Source organism: Anaerotignum sp., from assembly GCF_017483025.1.
In the GTDB taxonomy this organism is placed as follows: Bacteria; Bacillota; Clostridia; order Lachnospirales; family Anaerotignaceae; genus Anaerotignum_A.
This window is the reverse complement of sequence record NZ_JAFUMA010000092.1, coordinates 1-19920: the sequence shown is the minus strand read 5'-3', so window position 1 is coordinate 19920 and position 19920 is coordinate 1. Positions and strand designations below refer to the sequence as shown.

At 47.4% G+C, this 19920-nt stretch carries 21 protein-coding genes, 1 pseudogene and 1 riboswitch; of the genes and pseudogenes, 18 read left to right on the top strand and 4 right to left on the bottom strand.

Features of this window, described 5'->3' with window-relative positions:
- Together IJ369_RS08200 and IJ369_RS08195 are read left to right on the top strand one after the other, a co-directional pair.
- The coding region (locus tag IJ369_RS08200; RefSeq protein ID WP_330612980.1) for a hypothetical protein at window positions 1-311 on the top strand (311 nt) is incomplete at its 5' end.
- 443 nt (window positions 312-754) lie between these two features.
- On the top strand, window positions 755-2113 hold the full coding sequence (locus IJ369_RS08195; protein WP_290717996.1) for a branched-chain amino acid transport system II carrier protein: 1359 nt from the start codon (window positions 755-757) through the stop codon (window positions 2111-2113).
- 62 nt (window positions 2114-2175) lie between these two features.
- On the opposite strand, the gene IJ369_RS08190 is transcribed toward IJ369_RS08195, so the two are convergent.
- On the bottom strand, window positions 2176-3288 hold the full coding sequence (locus tag IJ369_RS08190) for an aminotransferase class I/II-fold pyridoxal phosphate-dependent enzyme (RefSeq protein ID WP_290717994.1): 1113 nt from the start codon (window positions 3286-3288) through the stop codon (window positions 2176-2178).
- Between the two features lie 554 nt (window positions 3289-3842).
- Between IJ369_RS08190 and IJ369_RS08185 the strand changes: the two genes are divergently transcribed.
- Window positions 3843-4241 (top strand): metal-dependent transcriptional regulator, encoded by a 399-nt coding sequence (locus tag IJ369_RS08185; RefSeq protein ID WP_290717992.1) that lies wholly within the window; start codon window positions 3843-3845, stop codon window positions 4239-4241.
- 43 nt (window positions 4242-4284) lie between these two features.
- Here IJ369_RS08185 and IJ369_RS08180 read toward each other — a convergent pair whose 3' ends face one another.
- The gene (locus IJ369_RS08180) at window positions 4285-5712 is read right to left on the bottom strand and encodes a polysaccharide deacetylase family protein (protein WP_290717990.1); all 1428 of its coding nucleotides are present in this window, start codon (window positions 5710-5712) and stop codon (window positions 4285-4287) included.
- Window positions 5709-6497, bottom strand: coding sequence for an EFR1 family ferrodoxin (locus IJ369_RS08175; RefSeq protein ID WP_290717989.1), 789 nt, complete (start codon window positions 6495-6497; stop codon window positions 5709-5711). The genes IJ369_RS08180 and IJ369_RS08175 overlap by 4 nt, the downstream gene beginning before the upstream one ends.
- A gap of 222 nt (window positions 6498-6719) precedes the next feature.
- On the opposite strand from IJ369_RS08175, the gene IJ369_RS08170 reads away from it, so the two are divergent.
- From IJ369_RS08170 to IJ369_RS08110, 13 genes are all read left to right on the top strand, one after another.
- Window positions 6720-7145 (top strand): GTP pyrophosphokinase, encoded by a 426-nt coding sequence (locus IJ369_RS08170; RefSeq protein WP_290717987.1) that lies wholly within the window; start codon window positions 6720-6722, stop codon window positions 7143-7145.
- A gap of 5 nt (window positions 7146-7150) precedes the next feature.
- Window positions 7151-7855, top strand: coding sequence for a DNA alkylation repair protein (locus IJ369_RS08165; RefSeq protein ID WP_290717985.1), 705 nt, complete (start codon window positions 7151-7153; stop codon window positions 7853-7855).
- 125 nt (window positions 7856-7980) lie between these two features.
- Window positions 7981-8910 carry a (4Fe-4S)-binding protein gene (locus IJ369_RS08160; protein WP_290717983.1) on the top strand — a complete coding sequence of 310 codons (930 nt, stop codon included), beginning with the start codon at window positions 7981-7983 and terminating at the stop codon, window positions 8908-8910.
- A 78-nt stretch (window positions 8911-8988) separates the two neighbouring features.
- On the top strand, window positions 8989-9612 hold the full coding sequence (locus IJ369_RS08155) for a precorrin-2 dehydrogenase/sirohydrochlorin ferrochelatase family protein (protein WP_290717981.1): 624 nt from the start codon (window positions 8989-8991) through the stop codon (window positions 9610-9612).
- The gene (gene hemC / locus IJ369_RS08150) at window positions 9605-10468 is read left to right on the top strand and encodes a hydroxymethylbilane synthase (RefSeq protein WP_290717978.1); all 864 of its coding nucleotides are present in this window, start codon (window positions 9605-9607) and stop codon (window positions 10466-10468) included. The genes IJ369_RS08155 and hemC overlap by 8 nt, the downstream gene beginning before the upstream one ends.
- The gene (gene cobA, locus IJ369_RS08145; protein WP_290717976.1) at window positions 10465-11964 is read left to right on the top strand and encodes a uroporphyrinogen-III C-methyltransferase; all 1500 of its coding nucleotides are present in this window, start codon (window positions 10465-10467) and stop codon (window positions 11962-11964) included. The genes hemC and cobA overlap by 4 nt, the downstream gene beginning before the upstream one ends.
- Window positions 11961-12926 (top strand): porphobilinogen synthase, encoded by a 966-nt coding sequence (gene hemB / locus IJ369_RS08140; protein WP_290717974.1) that lies wholly within the window; start codon window positions 11961-11963, stop codon window positions 12924-12926. The genes cobA and hemB overlap by 4 nt, the downstream gene beginning before the upstream one ends.
- Before the next feature lie 4 nt (window positions 12927-12930).
- A complete protein-coding gene (locus tag IJ369_RS08135; RefSeq protein ID WP_290717972.1) occupies window positions 12931-13458 on the top strand; it encodes a DNA-deoxyinosine glycosylase in 528 nt (175 codons plus the stop codon).
- 58 nt (window positions 13459-13516) lie between these two features.
- Complete coding sequence (locus IJ369_RS08130) at window positions 13517-14008, top strand: GAF domain-containing protein (protein WP_290717971.1); 492 nt, start codon at window positions 13517-13519, stop codon at window positions 14006-14008.
- 136 nt (window positions 14009-14144) lie between these two features.
- A riboswitch (SAM riboswitch) is annotated at window positions 14145-14244 on the top strand.
- Window positions 14245-14492: 248 nt separating this feature from the next.
- Window positions 14493-15671: a methionine adenosyltransferase gene (gene metK / locus IJ369_RS08125; RefSeq protein WP_290717969.1), complete on the top strand. Its 1179-nt coding sequence runs from the start codon at window positions 14493-14495 to the stop codon at window positions 15669-15671.
- A 120-nt stretch (window positions 15672-15791) separates the two neighbouring features.
- Complete coding sequence (locus IJ369_RS08120) at window positions 15792-16034, top strand: FeoA family protein (RefSeq protein WP_290717967.1); 243 nt, start codon at window positions 15792-15794, stop codon at window positions 16032-16034.
- A complete protein-coding gene (gene feoB, locus IJ369_RS08115; protein WP_290717965.1) occupies window positions 16027-17916 on the top strand; it encodes a ferrous iron transport protein B in 1890 nt (629 codons plus the stop codon). Before IJ369_RS08120 ends, feoB begins: the two co-directional genes overlap by 8 nt.
- A gap of 73 nt (window positions 17917-17989) precedes the next feature.
- Window positions 17990-18271, top strand: coding sequence for a hypothetical protein (locus IJ369_RS08110; protein ID WP_290717963.1), 282 nt, complete (start codon window positions 17990-17992; stop codon window positions 18269-18271).
- 69 nt (window positions 18272-18340) lie between these two features.
- Here IJ369_RS08110 and IJ369_RS08105 read toward each other — a convergent pair.
- Window positions 18341-18568 (bottom strand): annotated as a pseudogene (locus IJ369_RS08105) (sporulation initiation factor Spo0A C-terminal domain-containing protein); the annotation flags it as partial.
- Window positions 18569-18978: 410 nt separating this feature from the next.
- Here IJ369_RS08105 and IJ369_RS08100 point away from each other — a divergent pair.
- A complete protein-coding gene (locus IJ369_RS08100) occupies window positions 18979-19395 on the top strand; it encodes a hypothetical protein (RefSeq protein WP_290717961.1) in 417 nt (138 codons plus the stop codon).
- A gap of 51 nt (window positions 19396-19446) precedes the next feature.
- The coding region (locus IJ369_RS08095) for a hypothetical protein (protein WP_290717959.1) at window positions 19447-19920 on the top strand (474 nt) is incomplete at its 3' end.

Below are 19920 nucleotides of genomic sequence, written 5' to 3'. Positions count from 1 at the left end.
TCTTCCCCTCTGCATATGGGAGAGAAATCTGGATCCCCCATGGGATCGGTGGTTTGGTCGGAACGATCCTTCTGGGCATTTTTGCAGATCCCGTGTATTGTATGATGCCCTATGCGCGCGGCAAGCAGCTGATCCTACAGGCTGGTGGTGCCTATGCAGTTGTAGTCGTTGCATTTGTTGTGACATGGCTGATTCTGTTGGTGATCAGCAGAATGGTTTCCGCGTATGTTGCGGAAGAGGAAGAACAAAGGATCGGGAAAAAGATTCTGGAAGAAAGAAAAAAGATGTTTGGTGAAACGAAAGAGGCATGATCTTCGTTCGACCCAAGAAAAAATTGCGTATTACTCAGATTTAATCCTAAAATTCTAAAAAAATATAGTGGAAAAAGGTGTAGGTGGGAGTCCTGCACCTTTTGTTTTTTCGAAGGAGCGAGCGTATATAGAATATGCGAGATTAGGAAAGTCGATGTTACAGGTTTCCCGATTCTGCATGGATACGAAAGATTGGGGAGCTTTCGGCCGGAACGAAGCACATGGATCATCTCAGGAAGAAATGCGGTATCTGGAAGAGCCCTATGCTTCGCATAAGATGCTGGAACTGGTTTGAACGATGTGTCTGCATATCTCCAGCAGGTGGAGAGTTTCAAAAAGATATGCTGAAAAAAAGAGAAAAAACAAATATATTGATATTGACCCTTCCCTTGATGGATGAATTACCATAAAAGTAACAAAAAAATACATTGAGGAGGGAGTTTATGAAGAAAAAAGAAATGTCTATGTTATCTCTGTTTTTAATGGGCGGTGCACTCTTTGCCATGCATTTTGGTGCATCCAGCATGATTTGGCCAATGACATGGGGGAAAGAAAGTGGCAGCAGTGTCTTGATTGCTTATGTAGGCGTATTCCTGACAGCATTGCTTTTACCCTTGTTGGCATATGTAGCATTATCCAGAGGGAAGGGCACATTCCTTTCTGTTACGACCCGTGCAATGCCTAAATTCGGTCAGTTTTTCTGTGGGGCAACCATTATGATCCTGGGCCCCTTATATGTAATTCCCAGAATGAGTGCAGCTTCCTGGGATGCCATCGTTCAGATCACAGGATTGCAGGTGGATAGTATGATTCCCATCGTACTGTTTTCCTGTGTATATTATGTTCTTACCTATTGGTTTGTATCCAGCCGTTCCCAGATGGTAGATAAAATCAGCAATATTCTGTTCCCTGTACTGGTTTTGATCGTTCTGGGGGTTATTGTAAAAGGCCTGATTACACCTGTTTCTACATGGACAGCAGCGACATATGATAAGCCTGCAATCGTTTATGGTTTTACAGAAGGCTATGCAACAGGGGATCTGCTCTGCGGTCTGGTATTTGGTATTATCATTTTGAATGGTCTGAAAGAAAAGGGTGTGTCAGAAAGTAACCTGAACAATATGGTCATCAAGGTTGGTATCATTGGTATTGGTATGCTTTGTATGACACATCTTGGCCATATGGTGGTAGGTTCTTTTGTAGGTGATACACTGGATCTGCAGTACGCAGCACTGTATACACAGGTGGTTCTGCAGCTTTGGGGCAGAATGGGCGGTATTTTCTTCAGCATTGCACTGGTATTTGCATCCCTGACAACAGCAATCGGTCTGACAGCTGCTACTGCAGAATATTTTGAAGAAGCAACAAATGGAAAATTGCCTTATAAGAAAGGTACTTTCTGGGTACTGCTGGGCAGCACAGTCATCGGCAGCATTGGCCTGGATAGTATCGTTGCATTCTTTGCACCTCTGCTGGATGCCTTTTATCCCGGCGCTATTGTGATCACGCTGTATTATTCTTTCATGCCGGATTGTCTGAATCCCAGAAAACTGAATGCGATGCGCTTTGGTGTGATCGTATCCTTCTTCGCAGGCATGCTGGATGTACTGTACACTTATAATTCTCTGTTTGGACTGAATATTCAGATGTACAACGATTTTTACAATATGATCCCTTTGACAGCGTATAAACTGAGCTGGGTACCTATTGCGATTGTATTTATGCTGATTGGGTATTTTACATATCGCTCTGAAGGCAGCACAAAACAGGAAATGAATATGATTTCTGCGGAAAATAATTAAACAAAAAATATTTATATTATAAATCAAAACCACTAGTTTAACTAGTGGTTTTGATTGTGCGCTTAGATCAGACCCAGTTCCTTTGCACATTCTTCCAGTGCATCAACGACTTTATCCAGGTCTTCTTTGGTATGGTCTGCGGAAATGATAGTACGCAGGCGGGCGGTGCCCTTAGGCACCATAGGGAACTGCAGCGCCTGAGCATAAACGCCTCTTTCATACATCATCTGGCTCAGCTTCTGGGCTTTTTCCGCGTCCCCAACAATAACGGGGATAACGGGTGTTACGGATGTGCCGATATTCAGACCCAGTTTGCTCAGTCTGTCGGCAAAGTAGTTGCGGTTATCCCACAGTTTATCTACCAGATCGGTATTTTCCAGAACCAGATCTACTGCTTTTGCTGCCGCTGCTGTCAGGCAGGGAGCCATGGGAGAAGCGGTAAAGATGAAGCTTCTAGCCTTGGGACGCAGGCCTTCGATAAATTCCTTTGGCCCTGCTACGAAGCCGCCTGCGGAACCGAATGCCTTGGACAGGGAACCTGTTTCGATGATGATGCGGTCTCTCAGGCCGAAGTGGTCAACAGTACCTCTGCCGCCGGGGCCCATAACGCCGTCGCCATGAGCGTCGTCTACCACCAGCATTGCGCCGTATTGATCGGAAAGGTCTGCCATTTCGGGCAGGGGAGCCAGATCGCCGTCCATGCTGAATACGCCGTCGGTGATGACCAGTTTTTTGCCTTCTACGGGCTCCTTCAGCAGTTCTTCCAGATGGGACATATCCATGTGACGGAAAACCTTGATTTTCGCACCGGAAAGACGGCAGCCGTCGATGATGGAGCCGTGGTTCAGTTCATCGCTGTAGATAGTATCGCCTTTGCCTACCAGCTGAGGAATGACGCCGGAATTGGCGGAAACACCGCAGTTGAATACCAGTGTAGCTTCTACGTTTTTGAATTTTGCCAGTTTTTCTTCCAGTTCATCGTGAACGGGATAGTTGCCGCAGATGTTTCTGCTGGCTGTGGTTGCTACGCCGTATTTATCGATAGCTTCTTTGGCAGCCGCCACCACTTCGGGGTGGTTTGCCAGGCCCAGATAGTTGTTGGATGCCATATTGATGACCTCGCGGCCGTCCAGAATAATACGGCCGCCCTGGGGGCTATATAATGTTCTATACATAGAAATACCTTCTTTCCCTGGGATACATTTGTTTGCTATGGATATATCATACTACAGGAACAGGGAACAGGGGAAGATTTATTTCGTGCAGTGAAACTTTGCTTTGAATGAACTTTTTTTCAATGAAAATTTCTGCTGAAAAGGGGAACGGCGCCTTCTTGGGGGAGAAGACGCCGTGTAAGGGTTGTCATTGCCACGCAAAGGAACAGTTAGGGGGCGTTCTTTTGCGCTTGGGAAGCAACGACAAGAAGAGATGAAAAGTTTGATTCAAAATAGTTTGAAGTTAGGAGAAAAACCTCAAACTACAGAAGCAAGCATGTTTAAAAATACAACTTTATAAAAAAGACATCAAAACAACAACGTGTTTGATGCCTCTGTTATCGTTTTTTCTTATGTACATCATACATGATTTTAAATAAAATATCAATAAAAAATTACAATGAAATCCATAGAATTTTCAAAGGAATCTATGCAAAAATTTATCAGAAACCAGAAAAATATTGTCAAATGCCAGCTTTTTTGCTAACATATGAAAAGAAAGGCGGGAGACGCATATGAAAACACAGGAATCCATGGAAAACTATCTGGAAACCATCTACGTATTAGATAAGAAAACAGGTTATGTACGTTCTGTCGATGTGGCCACTGAACTGGGTTTCAGCAAACCCAGCATTTCCAATGCCATGAAAAAACTGAAAGCAGAAGGCTATGTGGAAATAGAGGATAAAGGCCGTATCGTGCTGACAGAAAAGGGCAAGGCCGTGGCAGAAGGAACATACGAAAGACATTGTGTTATCTCTCATTGGCTGATGCATATCGGCGTTAGCAAAGAAACAGCCCTGGAGGATGCCTGCCGCATGGAACATATCATCAGCGAAGAAACCTTTGAACGTATGAAAGCCCATCACAATAAATGGCATGAGATCTATCCAGAAGCGAAAGATGTAGAATAAAAAACAAGACCCAAAGTCGAAACAGACGATGGGTCTTTCTTTTTTATCTGAAATAGGAATATCCGTAAATTTTGCTGTTCTGGGGTGTTTCGCCATGCTTTGCCTGAATCAGTTCGGAAACAGTCACCAGTTCATAGCCCTGCTTCTGCAGATAAGGCACCAGCTCTGCTGTGGCTTCTGCAGTGGAGCCATAAATGCCATGCATCAGGATGACCTTTCCATCCAGATCACCGGAAGATTTGATCACATCCATAACGGCTTTGGCATCTCTGCTCTTCCAGTCCAGGGTATCCACAGACCAGAGATAGATAGGCATAGGGATCAGTTTTTTTACATTTTCATCGCAGGCGCCATAGGGGGGACGGAAAACGGTGGGTTCTTTCCCCAGCACTTTCTGGAAAATGGCTGCTGTTTTCTGTATGTCTGCAGCGATTTCCGCGGAGGTCATTTTGTTGAAGTTTTTATGGTCATAGGAATGGCTGCCCACTTCGCAACCCAAAGCGGCTTCCCGTTTTACCACATCGGGATATTTTTCCACCAGATAGCCCAGATCAAAGAAAGTCGCTTTTGCATTATATTTTTCCAGCGTATCCAGAATGGCGTTGGTGGCAACGGGATTGGGGCCGTCGTCATAGGTCAGCGCCACCATTTTTTTACTGGAAGTCTGCGTAGGAGCAGCAGCTTTTTCCTCGGGCTCCTCGATCTTCGTTTGCATATCCTCGTAGGGGATCGTCAGACTGACAATACCAAAACTGCCGGGGAAGAGATCATAGCGGTCGAAATAGAACAGCACACCCTCCGTGGTGAAGGCAAAGCGGTCGAAACGGCCTGCATCAGGGGCCAGCAGGGTTTTGTAATTGCCGAAGATACTTTTGTTATAGGGTTCTGTGGTGGTGAAATACTTCTGGGAATAAACAGAAGCATTCTTGGCAAAATCCGTCCACATCAGGTCTTCTGCAATCAGTTCTGTATCCTCGCTCAGGTCGAAATGGAAGATCTGGATACGGGTATGGGGAGAAACAGTATTGCCCGTTTCATGGGTCTCAAAGAACACCAGGCTCATATGGTCGTTATCTGTCAGATAGGCTTCATAGCCCAGATACAATGTGGCTTCTGTTTTCTGGCTGCGTTTCGTTTCTCCTGTGGGGCCGTCTGCGGGGGTATATTCCTGATCGAAAGCATTGCGGATCTCTGTTACAATGCCCTCGATACGGGCGTCTACGGCAGCATGCCCCGTCTTGGGATATTGCAGCACATAGGAAAGGGGCTTCTGGTATTCCACCACGTTGGTGGCTTCGCCAATCTCCTGTTTTTCCTGATAATTTGCCCAGTAGGTTTCGCCCTTATGGGTCAGTTCCGTTATTTTTTTGCGATTGAGCATGGAAAGCCCGCTGCTGGTGGCGCTGCAGCCGCAGCAGGAAAGCAGCAGTATGCTCATCAAAAGGAAAGCAAAAATGCGTTTCTTTTTCATTCGTTCATTTCTCCGTTCTGTTTCTGATAAATGGGATGTACATAACGCCCCCGTTTTGCTGTTTTTTTGCCATACTGGATGGCTGTCACGGGACAGCGGTTGATGCATGCCAGGCACATATTGCAGGTGTCCTCTGTCCAGATGGGTTTGCCTGCGGTCATTTCAATACAGCCGCTGGTGCAGATGCGTTCACACTGGCTGCAGCTGATACAGTCCTCTGTTACATAGAAAGACTTTGTTTTCATGCCTTTCACGAAGGCGGGGTTTACTGCTGTACTCAGCACGCCACCGAATTTGCCTTTTTTCACGCGGAAAAAGTCGCTCCAGTTGAGCTTGATGGCGCGGAGGATATTGTCCAGTGTTTTTTCTGCCTTTGCCAGTTTTTCAGCGGATTCCTCTTCTTTTTCCGCATCGAATAAAACGATGCAGTTATCGGGCATCACCACGGAAAAGCCACTGTCCAAAGTCAGGCCGTTTTCTTCCAGGGCATCCTCGAAGATATCCATGGTTCTGCCGGCAGATCCGCCGCAGGTGCAGACTGCGAAAATATAAGGATCACCGGAATAATATAATTCCAGATTTTTCACAAATTCCGTTACCGCCTTAGGGGGCGCCCATGCGTAAACAGGGAAAACAAAGCCCAGTTTTTCCCCATTTTCCAGTTTGTGTTCGTAGTTGCCCTCTTTCACCGCTGCAGCAATGTCCATCAGGTCTTCGCCCAGACCATCGGCCAGTTTTTTCGCTGCCGCATAGGAATTGCCGGTGCCGCTGAAATAATAGATCATAGAAGTCCCCTCCTTCTAGGAATGTCCAAAATTGTCTTATGAAACTATCATAGCATACTTTTTGCAGAAAAACTCTGAAGAAAATATTAAATTTTCAAGACAATTATGACACTGATTTGATAGACGCAGAAAAGCCAAAAAAAGTTTGCAGAAATTTGCCTTTACAGTAAATTTTCTGAAAGCTATACTGAAAAAGAGAAAATGCGGAAAGGGGTGGAGCCTATGCTGGAAAAAGCCATGATTTTGGCGGCAAAAGGACACATGGGGCAGGTGGATAAAGGCGGCAAACCATATATCCTGCATCCCATCCGGGTGATGCTTGGATGTGAGACTCTGGAAGAAAAGGCCGTTGCCATCCTCCACGACCTTTTGGAGGATACGCCATATACCACCGAAGATTTGCAAGCCGAAGGCTTTTCTCAGGAGATCATCGAAGCTGTTTCCTGCCTGACCCATCGGGAAGGGGAGGATTATATGAAGTATATCGAGCGCATCTGCGATAATCCCCTGGCGGCAAAGGTGAAGCTTGCCGACCTGATCGATAATATGGACATCAGCCGTATCCCAAACCCGACAGAACGGGACTTGGCGAGGGTGGAAAAATATAATCGGGCGAAAGCACGCATCGAAGAAATGTTGAGGGGGTGAGCCCAATGGAAAACTGGACAAAAGAAAGATATGAAGCCTTTCGGGAAGAACTCCTTTCCCAGGGGGAAGAAAAATATAAAGAATTTAATGCAAAGCTGCTTTGCTCGGAACTGGATGTCATTGGATTAAGGGCACCTTTTCTGCGGAAAACAGCGGCGCAGCTTGCCAAAGAGGATGGAAAGGGGTTCCTGCAATTCTGCGGAAAGAGTACCCATGAGGAACGGCTGCTCTACGGGTTGGTAGCGGCGGCAATGCCTGTTTCCTACGAAGACTTTCTGCCTGATTGCGACTATTATACAGAACATCTGGTGGAAAACTGGGCCCTTTGCGATATGTTCTGTTCTTCCGTGAAGAAAAAGCTGAAAAACCATGAAGCGGAGTTCTTTCAATATATCGAAAAATATCTGCAATCGAAAAACCCCTGGGCAGTTCGTGTGGGTATTATTCTGATGTTAGACCATTACCTGACGCCTGAATATCTGAAGGAGACATTGAAAAGGATCGACGGGATCCATTCAGAGCATTATTACGTCCGCATGGGGCAGGCGTGGCTGCTGGCAACGGCCTGGGCAAAGGACAGGGATGTCTGTATGGAGTATATCGCCCATCACCATTTGGACGATTGGACCTTCAAAAAATTTATCCAAAAGGCGTGCGAGTCTTATCGTGTTTCTGATGAGGACAAAAAATATCTTCGCAGTTTGCGATAATAAAATATTATCAAATAATAAATAATAATAATTTGATTTTATCGTAAAAAGGTGTATACTATCCAAAGAGGAAATCGGAGATTTTAAACTATATAAGGTAGAAAGAGTTTTTTGGAGGGAGAAATATGAGCGTAACAGTGAGCGCAGACGACATCAAAAGAGTAAAAGGTCTTGGCTTTCTGCAGCAGAAAGGCACAGATACATTCAATGCCCGCGTGCTGACAAGAAACGGTAAGATCACAACAAAAGAAGCACTGATGGTTGCCGAAGCGGCTGATAAATACGGCAACGGCGAAATGGCATTCACAACAAGACAGACCATCGAAGTGCAGGGCATCCATTACGATAACATCGATGCTTTCACAGCCCACATCGAAGCAGGCGGCCTCATGGTTGGCGGCACAGGCCCTAAGGTTCGCCCTATCGTAAGCTGCAAGGGCACAACATGTCAGTATGGTCTGTATGACACATATGGCCTGAGCGAAGAGATCCACAACAGATTCTATGTTGGCTACCACGGCGTGAAATTGCCTCATAAATTCAAAATCGCCACAGGCGGCTGCCCCAACAACTGCGTAAAACCCGACCTGAATGACGTTGGTATCATCGGTCAGAAAGTGCCCGCATTCGATGCGGAAAAATGCAGAAGCTGCAAAGTATGCGTGGTTGCAAAGGTTTGTCCCATGAAAGCGGCTTCCAAAGCAGAAGGCGAAAAATTGGTATACGATAAAGAAAAATGTATCAACTGCGGCAGATGCCTGTATATGGCAAAATGTCCTTTCGGCGCTATGACGGAAGAAGTGACAGGCTATAAAGTAACGATCGGCGGCAGATGGGGTAAAAAAGTCGGTCAGGGCACACCCATGAGCAAAGTTTTCACATCCAAAGAAGAAGTTCTGGACACAGTAGAAAAAATCATCCTGTTCTTCAAGGATCAGGGCAACGCAGGCGAAAGACTGGCGGATACCGTGGCAAGGGTTGGCTTTGAAAATGCGGAAGCAATGATTCTATCCAACGAACTGCTGGAAAGAAAAGAAGAAATCCTTGCAAAATAAGATAATAAAGTGAAACAGTAAATGCCGTTTGGCGTAAGCCTGACGGCATTCTTTCTGAATAAAACGGAGGAGAAAAAAGTGAGTTATTTTCCCTTTTTCATGGAAATCAAGGATAAAAAATGCCTTGTGGTGGGCGGTGGCATGGTCGCCCTCAGAAAAATTGAAAAATTGCTGCCTTTTGGCGTGGAAATCACCGTCGTTTCTCCTGCGTTTTGTGCGGAAATAGAGGGGATGGAAGGTATTCGGCGCATCCAAAGGAACTTTGAACCTGCGGATATCGAAGGGATGCTGTTCGTCATTGGTGCGACCGATGATGAAGCGGTAAATGCGGAAATTTCCGAATTGTGTCAGGCGAAAAACATCCCTGTAAACATCGTGGATGACCCGAAAAAATGTACCTTCTTTTTTCCTGCGCTGGTGAAGAAGGGAGAATTTGTAGCAGGCTTTTCCAGCGGTGGCGGCAGCCCCTTGGCTGCCCAATACATCCGCAAAAAAGTGGAAGAGGCTGTCCCTGATGGGTTTGATAAAGTGGTGGATATTCTGGCAAATATCCGCCAAAGAGTGAAAACGGAAATCCCTGATATCAAACAGAGAGAAAAAATATTTCAGGCAATTTTTGCGCTGGCTTTGGAAAAAGAGGGCAATATAACAGAAACGGAAATTGATGCGGTCATCAGAAAGGAGGGGGAACGAAATGGATAAACTGCGCGTAGGCACCAGAAAAAGCAAGCTATCCCTGAAGCAGACGGACATGGCTTTGCAGGCGCTGAAAGGCGCCCATCCCACTTTGGAAACAGAGATCGTCCCCTTCCACACCAGAGGGGATAAAATTTTGGACAAGCCCCTTTGGGAGATCGGCAACAGCGGCAAGGGTCTTTTTGCCTCTGAATTCGAAGAAATGATTTTGAACGATGAGATCGACATTGCCATTCATAGCGGAAAAGACCTGCCTCTTTTTCTGGCGGAAGGATTGGAGATCATCGGCGTGCTGGAGCGAGACGACCCAAGAGATGTTCTGGTCATGCCCATGGGCAGAAGGCCAGAGGAAGTCAAAATCATCGGCACAGGCAGCCTCCGCCGACAGCAGTGCGCTGCAAAAATCTTCCCTTGGGCAGAATGTAAGCTCATCCGCGGCAATATCCATACTCGCCTGCAAAAGCTGATGAATGGCTGTTTTGATGCCATCATCCTTGCCAAAGCGGGTCTGGATCGCATGGGCATCACAGAAGCGGACGGGTATACCTTCCGTGTCCTTTCGACAGAAGAATTTCTGCCCGCCGCCTGTCAGGGCATCATTGTGGCGGAAGGTCGGCCCGAATTGGCGGAACTGGCAGGCAAAATGACCCACGAAGAAACGAAATGGGTATTTGAAACAGAACGGGAAGTGCTGATGCTCTTGAACGCCGATTGCAGCGAACCAGCGGCGGCCTTTGCGGAATTGGAAGGCGGCAATATCCGTCTCCGCGCCATGTATGGCGAAATTTACGCCGAGGGCACAGCCCCCGTTGCGGAACGACTGAAACTGGCGGCGGAAGTCGTTGGGAGGTTAAGAGGATGAGCGAAAAAGGAAAGGTGTATCTGGTGGGGGCCGGCTGCGGCGACCCTGCACTCATCACATGGAAAGGCCTGAACCTGCTGCGAAAATGCGATGTTGTGCTGTATGATGACTTGGTGGCAGTAAAACTTTTAGAGGAAACAAAACCCGATTGCGAGCAGATTTTTGTGGGCAAGCGTTACGGCAAACATTCCCTGCCCCAGGAGGAAACCAACGCCCTTTTGATTGAAAAAGCAAAAGAGGGAAAAACGGTGGTGCGCCTGAAGGGCGGCGACCCCTTTGTTTTCGGCAGAGGTGGCGAGGAAGTGCTGGCTTTGCAGGCAGAAAATATCCCCTATGAAGTGGTTTCCGGCGTGACGTCTTCCATTGCCGTGCCGGCGGCGGCAGGCATCCCCGTGACCCATCGGAAAATGGCGAGAAGCTTCCATGTTATCACGGGCCATACGGCAGCGGGCGGCGAAACCACCCTGACGGAAAATCTGGATACGCTGGCGAAGCTGGAAGGCACGTTGGTATTCCTGATGGGCCTGCATCATCTGGAAGAAATTACGAGTGGCCTGATGCAGGGCGGCAAAAGCGCGGAAACTCCTGCGGCGGTCATTTCCAAGGGAACGACACCGCAGCAGAAAACCATCCGTGCAAAACTGGGCGAACTGGCGGCGGAAGTACGCAAGGCGAAACTGGAAGCCCCTGCGGTTATTGTCATCGGGGAAACGGCAGGTTTGGATTTTACAGGAACCATCCCTCATCCTCTGCGTGGTGTCAAAATTGGCGTAACGGGCACCAAATCCATCACCCACAAGCTCCGTGACAAGTTGGAAGATTTGGGCGCGGAAGTGGCGGAAATGGATTATTCTACTCTTGTTCCCTATCGGGAAAATGCCCAACTGGAAGAAGAACTGCAGAAAGTATCCGATTATCCTTGGGCGATATTCACCAGCCCCAACGGCGTGGAGATTTTCTTCGATTATCTGAAGAAACTGAAATTCGACGTACGCAAACTGGCCAATCTGCAGTTTGCAGTCATCGGCACAGGCACGGCGGCGGCTCTGGAAAAGCAGGGCATTTATCCTGCTTTCCTGCCGGAAAAATATGATGTGGAAAGCCTTGCCAAGGGGATTTGTGAAAAAGTGGAAAAGGGCGAAAAGATTCTCATTCTGCGGGCAGAACAGGGTTCCGAAATTCTGACGGAAGTGCTGGACGGGGCAGGAACGACATATACAGACGTGAAAATTTACGATATCTATGTGGACGAGGAAAAACGCCGCTTTGCCAATGCAAAGGTACAGGAGATGGATTTTATCACCTTTGCCAGCGGTTCCGGCGTCCGCGGCTTTATGGAAAACGGCGGCAGCATCCCTGAGGGGACAAAGGCCGTCTGCATCGGCGCCTCTACGGCGAAGATGCTGAAAAAATACGGAGATTATGAGAAAATCACAGCGGAAACATGCAACGTGGATGGCGTTGTGGAAGCCATACTGAAGGAGGTGAGAAAATGAGAAGATTCAGAAGACTGCGGGGCTCTGAAGCCATGCGCAAACTGGTGCGGGAAACAAGAATTTCTGCGGAAGAAATGATCTATCCCATTTTCATCATCGAAGGGGAAAATATCAAAAATCCCATCGCATCCATGCCCGGGGTCTATCAATATTCCATCGACCGCATGGATGAACTGCTGGAGAAAGTGAAAGCGGCAGGCATCGCAGGTGTGCTGATTTTTGGCATCCCTGCGGAAAAAGACGAGGTGGGTTCTCAGGCGTACCATCCCAACGGCATCACCCAAAGAGCCATCCGTCATATCAAGGAAAATTATCCTGAACTCCTGGTCATCGCCGATGTGTGTCTGTGTGAATATACTTCCCACGGTCACTGCGGTCTGGTGGACGGATGCCATATCCTGAATGATGAAACACTGCCCCTGTTGGCAAAAATGAGCGTGACGCTGGCGGAAGCGGGGGCGGATATCATTGCTCCCTCCGATATGATGGACGGGCGTGTAGGGGCGATCAGAGAAGCACTGGATGAAAACGGTTTTAAAAATATCCCCATCATGGCCTACAGTGCGAAATTTGCTTCTGGCTATTATGGCCCCTTTCGGGATGCGGCCCATTCCGCGCCTCAGTTTGGCGACAGACGCTCCTATCAGATGGATGTTGCCAATAAAAGGGAGGCCCTGCGGGAAATCGCCGATGATATCGAAGAAGGGGCGGATATGTATATCGTGAAGCCTGCTCTGGCGTATCTGGATGTGGTGGAAGCGGCGGCCCAGCGGTTTGATTTACCCATTGCCGTTTATAACGTCAGCGGCGAATATGCCATGGTAAAGGCGGCGGCACAGATGGGCTGGATCGACGAAAAGCGCATCGTCATGGAAAACCTGATCGCCATGAAGCGGGCGGGCGCGACCATCCTGATTACATACCATGCCTTAGATGTGGCGAAATGGCTGAAAGAAGCGTGATTTTATGAAAGAAGAAAAGAAATGGAAGAGAGTGACCCAGGAATTTGCTCCCGTTTGCGATGAAGATTGCAAGGTGCTGATTTTGGGCACAGCTCCTTCCAGAAAATCCAGAGAAGTCGGCTTTTATTACGGCCATCCCCAGAATCGTTTCTGGAAGATGCTGGCGGCGGTGACGGGGGAAGAAGTTCCCCAGACCATTGAAGAAAAGAAAGCACTCCTGCTGCGGAATCATATCGCTCTCCACGATGTCATCCATAGCTGTGACATCATTGGCAGCAGTGACAGCAGCATCAGAAACGTGGAGCCTGCGGACTTGGAGCGCATCCTTGCGGTGACGGGAAAAGTCCCCATCCTCTGCAACGGCGGTGCGGCTTATAAATTATACAAAAGATATCAGGAAAAACGACTGGGCATTGAAGCCATGCAAATGCCCTCCACCAGCCCTGCCAACGCGGCATGGAAGCTGGAAATGCTGGTGGAGGAGTGGAGCAAGGCACTATTGCCCTGCATCGGCAAAAGCAACTTGACATAAAGTGTCATTTATGGTTTCATTGGTTTAAAATATACAAGTGATGAAAGGAATGATACATATGGCATATATTCCCGTAGAATATCCTGTGGAAAAGAAGGCATTTTATGCCCTTCTGCTGGAACAGCTGAAAAAATATACAGAAAATGAAACAGACCGGACAGCCATCCTCTCCAATGCGTCCTCCGTTCTGGGCGTGGCTCTGGAACACATCAACTGGGTGGGCTTCTATCTGGTGAAGGGCGAAGAACTTGTCCTGGGGCCTTTTCAGGGTAAGCCTGCGGTCAGCCGTATCGCCTATGGCAAAGGGGTCTGCGGCGCAGGCTGGGCACAGAAAAAGACCCAGTTGGTGGCAGATGTGCATTGTTTCCCCGGTCATATTGCCTGTGACTGCAATTCCAATTCGGAAATCGTGGTGCCTCTGCTGAATAAAGCAGGCGAAGTTCTTGGGGTGCTGGATATCGACAGCCCTGTGACGGGCCGCTTTGATGGGGACGATCTGGATGGCCTGGAAGCGGCAGCAGCTTTCCTGGCGGCAAAGATCAGCGGTTGATATCGTGAAAATGACTTGTTTTTCCGCCGTTTTGCAGCGCTTCCCTATACAATCTGCGGGAATTGACGGAAACGGCGGATTTTTTATTGACAGACATAGCCTTTCCCCTGTAAAATACTACAGGAAGTAAATAAAGGACTTATCAAGAGTGGTTGAGGGACAGGGCCCTGTGACACCCGGCAACCGGCGGAAACGCATCGGTGCCAATTCCCCCGCAGATTTGCGGAAGATGAGATTGACGTAGAAGCCCTGAAAAGGGTTTTTTTTGTTGGAAAGCGGAGAAAACCATGCGGAAAAAATGACGTCAGCCGATTTGCTTGCAAAAGCGGCAGACGGAATGTTTTCTGGATGACTTGCGGAGCAAGGACATGAGTAAACCGAAGGTTTACGAATGGTTTTTCTACGAGAAATTCTGATAGGTCTCTCCTTAGAAATCTTTATTTACAGTTGACAAAAATTTGTGTATCAAAAAGGAGAACAGAACATGAGCAGAAGATTATTCACATCTGAATCTGTTACAGAAGGACATCCCGATAAGATCTGTGACCAGATTTCCGACGGCGTGCTGGACGCACTGCTGGCAAAAGACCCCAATGCACGTGTAGACTGCGAAACATGCACAACAACAGGCGTTGTTTTCGTTATGGGCGAAATCACAACAGATGCATATGTAGACGTAGAAAAAATCGTTAGAGACACACTGGAAGAAATCGGCTACACAAGAGCAAAATTCGGCTTCGACAGCGAAACATGCTCCGTGCTGACAGCCATCCATGGTCAGTCCCCCGATATCGCACTGGGCGTAGACCACTCTCTGGAAAACAAAACTGGCGAAGATGACAGCGAATTCGACACAGGTGCCGGCGACCAGGGTATGATGTTCGGTTTTGCTTGTGACGAAACAGAAGAACTGATGCCCCTGCCTATCTCCCTGTCCCACAAACTGACAAGAAGACTGACAGAAGTGCGTAAAAACGGCACACTGGCATACCTGCGCCCCGATGGTAAAGCACAGGTAACAGTAGAATACATCGACGACAAACCTGCAAGAATCGATACTGTTGTTGTATCCTCTCAGCATGACCCCGATGTAGAACACAGCCAGATCGAAAAAGATATCATCGAAAACGTAGTAAAGAAAGTGATCCCCGCAGAACTGCTGGATGACAAAACAAAATACTACATCAACCCTACAGGCAGATTCGTTATCGGCGGCCCCATGGGCGACTCCGGCCTGACAGGCAGAAAGATCATCGTTGACACATACGGTGGCTACGCAGCCCACGGCGGCGGTGCTTTCTCCGGTAAAGACCCCACAAAGGTTGACCGTTCCGCTTGCTACGCAGCAAGACACGTTGCGAAAAACATTGTTGCTTCCGGTATCGCAAGCAAATGTGAAGTGCAGCTGGCTTATGCCATCGGCGTAGCAAAACCCGTTTCCATCCTGGTAAACACATACGGCACAGGTAAAATTTCCGATGAAGAAATTACAGAAATCGTAAACAAAAACTTCGACCTGCGTCCTGCTGCTATCATCAAAAATTTCGACCTGAGAAGACCTATCTACAAACAGGTAGCTGCTTATGGTCACTTCGGCAGAACAGACCTGGATCTGCCTTGGGAAAGACTGGATATGGTAGACGTTTTTAAGGAACGCATCTAATCATAAAATTTAAGCCTTAGGCCTTTTGGCCTAAGGCTTTTTTATTTCTTTTTGTTCTTGCACAGAAAAGCCTTCCCTCGGATATATTGAAAATAACAAATTCCTGAGGAGGGGATGGTTATGAACACATGGAAAAATATCACGGAAGTTCCTGTGGAGCAGCCCTGCTTCGTGCAGGAGGTGCAGGGGGAATGCCGTTTGCGTTTGTTCGATCTGGGTTTTTTCCGAGGCAGCCGGGTTTTGCCGCTGTATGAATGCTGCGGCGGCGGCACGCGGGTGTATCGGGTGAAGGATACCCTCATTGCCCTTAGAAATGCCGATGCGGCGCATATCTCTGTGGAGGAGGCGGGGCAGGATGGCTAAGGAAAAACGTTTGCGCATCGCCCTGGCGGGGAATCCCAATACGGGGAAAAGCACCGTTTTCAATGCCCTGACGGGGCTGAAACAGCATACGGGCAACTGGTCAGGAAAGACGGTGGGGAACGCCGTGGGGGAGTTCTCGCTGGGGCAATGGGATGTGGAATTATACGACTTGCCGGGGATATATTCTCTTTTTTCCGACTGCGCCGAGGAATGTGCCGCCAAGGATTTTATCTGCTATGAAAACCCCGATATGGTTGTTGTTATTCTGGATGCAACCTCTCTGGAGAGAAATCTGCCCCTTGGCCTGCAGATCATGGAACTGACAGATCACGTGATTTTCTGCCTAAATCTGGCCGATGAAGCGGAGAAGAAGGGCATTTCTATCGATAAAGCTCTTTTGGAGGAATTGACGGGGGTCCCCGTCGTGGAAATGGCGGCCCGCCAGGGTGTTGGCCTGGGGGAATTGAAGGAACTGATTTTGAATGTGGGAGAAGGGCGACTGCACATCCATCCCATCGGCCTGGATTGGTCTGCCTTTTCTCCAAAAACGGAAATTGGCTACCGTACATCGGAATTTCAGGAGAGTCGCTCTCTGGCTTTTCTGGAACGGGCGAAGGAGATCTGCGGGGAAGCAGTGCGCAAAAAAGAGGAGCGGGACAGCTTTACGGAGCGGCTGGACAAAATGATCCTTTCTCCGAAAACAGGCATCCCGATCATGCTGCTGTTGTTGGGTGGGGTATTCTGGCTCACGGTAGCAGGGGCCAATGTGCCATCCGATTTGCTGATGCAGTGGTTCAGCCGATGTGGAGAGGTGATGCGCAGCGGGCTGATTGCTTTAAATACACCGCTTTGGCTGGAAAGCCTGCTGATGGATGGGGTCTGGCTGACGGTCAGTTGGGTGGTGGCGGTGATGCTGCCGCCCATGGCGATTTTCTTTCCGCTGTTTACCTTGCTGGAGGATTTTGGTTTGCTGCCCCGTATCGCCTTCAATCTGGATGGTTTGTTTCAGAAGGCAGGGGCCCATGGAAAGCAGGCATTGACTGCCTGTATGGGTTTCGGCTGTAATGCCGCCGGGGTAACGGCCTGCCGTATCATCGAATCGCCCCGAGAACGGCTGATTGCAATCCTGACCAACAGCTTTGTTCCTTGTAATGGGCGATTCCCAACGCTGATTTTGCTTGCCAGCTTCTTTTTTGCCCAAGAAAACCCTCTTGCAGCAGGAGGATTTGTCTTTCTGCTGATCATTTTAGCCGTAACGATCACATTGCTGGTTTCTTTTTTCCTGAGCAAGACCCTGCTGAAGGGCATACCCTCTGCCTTTGTTCTGGAATTGCCGCCTTATCGCCGCCCGAAGGTGGGAGATGTTATTGTGCGAAGTGTGCTGGATCGAACCATTTTTGTTCTGGGGCGGGCAGTCACCGTAGCTATCCCCGCAGGGGCGATCATCTGGCTTTGCCAAAACGTAGAGGTAGGCGGGCATACGTTATTATATGGCCTGACCACTTTGCTGGAGCCTCTGGGCTCTCTGATGGGACTTTCGGGGGTCATTCTGGCAGCGTTTCTTTTGGGTATCCCTGCCAATGAGATTGTGCTGCCTATCCTGCTGATGGTCTATAGTCAAAGTGGCATGCTGGTGGAAGCGGAGGGCATTTCTCAGGCGGGGGCGATACTCGCGGCCAATGGCTGGACCTGGGTCACGGCGGCTTGTGCCATCCTGTTTTCCCTGAATCATTTTCCCTGTGCAACGACGCTTTTGACTATCCGTAAGGAAACGGGAAGCTGGCTCTGGACCGGCGTCAGCTTTCTGCTGCCCACGGTGGTGGGCATTTTCCTATGCATCATGGTGAATCTGATTGGGCAGGTGGGCGTTCTGATTTTTTAAAAAAATATTTCCATGAAAAAGAATTAGTGATATACTCATTTCATAAGTACGAAAGAGAAATGGGGGTATCATTATGAATGAACAATTATATAAACTGCTGCAGAAAGCCCGTGAAGATTTCGAACTGCGTGCCCGCATCTGGGCTGTAAAAGAAGCAAAAGACCCTGCGCTGGCTCTGTGCGAGCTTTGCACAGCCGAAGGATTCCCTTTGACTGTAGGGGGCCTGTTCTCCGAACAGGAAGAATTCTTCTGTAATTTGTTCAGAAGCTGCAACGGCAGTGCGGTACAGCCTCTGGATGGCTGGGATGACCCTTTCGATATGTTTTTTGCTGCCATGGAGGCATTGGAAAAATAAAAGAAAAGATGAAAGACACGACCGAATTTGGTCGTGTCTTTTTTGTAAAGAGGGTGTATATGAATGTGGTTAGCTTGCCTTCATTTCCAGCCGTAATCTATCTGCGATCAACGCAATAAACTCGCTGTTCGTGGGCTTTCCTTTGTGGTTATTGACTGTATAGCCAAAGAGGGCGTTGATGGCATCCACTTTGCCTCTGTTCCATGCCACTTCAATGGCATGGCGGATAGCCCGTTCCACGCGGCTGGGGGTAGTGTTGCATTTCTTTGCAATGGAAGGATAGAGTTCCTTTGTGATGTGCCTGCGGCGGCAGGGGGGATTTTATTTTCAGTTATAGACCTTGTTTGTAGGTGCGATATTAAAGTGTTTATAGGTGTAAAAGATAGCATTTATTGCTACTCGAATTGTAGCATATTTAAAGTCAGAACAGAAGTAATTTTAAGTAAGTTTATAAGAACTTTCAGACAACTTTTGACATCTTGGAAATAAGAATGATGTATGTTTAAAGCAACTTTATAATATCTTCTGTAAAGCAGCTGTTTTGGCTGCTTTTTTATTTGCAAAAATAATGTGATAAATATTTGGGGGCACAGTATAACGCCCTTAAATTTCATCGAACAAACTATAATATAGACATAAACAAGAGGAAAACAAAAACCTCACACACCACTAAAACAAAAAGGACTAAATGAAAAGGAGAATGAATTATGAGAGCAAATCACGCAAACAAAACAATCGACATGACAGCAAAAGAAGCAAAAGCAGCAGGCAAAATCAAATCCGCAGCATTCAACGAACTGATGGAACTGAAAGCAATGCTCCCCGGTTATGAAGTGGCGATCGTAGCAGCACCCAGAAGAAAGAAATCCGCTTTCAATGGTCTGACTTACGAATACATGGCAGCCTACATTGAAAAGCACGACAAAACAAAGATGGCTAAATTCAATGAACTGCGTGGCATCGCATCCGATGAAGACAAAGAAAAATATGGAGAAATGAGCAATAATCTGGAAAAAGCAGCATACGCTACAATCAAAAAATGGTTCCTGAATACATTTAAAGAAATCAAAGAGTTCCACGAAAACCACAAAGAAGAAATGGAAGAAATCCTGAAAGTAGCGTAATTAAAGCCAAGAGAACAGAATTATAAAGGACATTTAAAGGAGGATAAAATTATGAAACCTATTATCAGAGTAAATCACAAAGACAAAAAAATTGAAATGAACAAAGAATACTTCAAACGCATTCAGAACCCTAAAAGCGAAGAATACGCAACATTACAGATGGTTCGCAGGGACTACCCCCACTACGAAGAATGCTTACGCACAATTAAAAGAAATTCTAACAAAAAAACATACAAAGGTCTGAACTACGAATATATGGAAACTTATATTCTGACACATGAACCAAAAGAAACAAAAAAAGAAGTGCTGGATGAATTTTATGATATGCGTCAGATCGCCGAATGTCACAAAGCAAGTTATGGTTATGCGGTTATCAAAAAATGGTTCCTGGCAAAATACCCTGAAATCGCTGAATTTGGTATGGAGAAAAAAGAAGATCCAAAAGAAGAAAAAGTTGATGAAACAAAAGAAGCAGCTGTTGAAGTAAAAGAAACAGAAGAACCTATGATTGCCGAAATGGGTGCC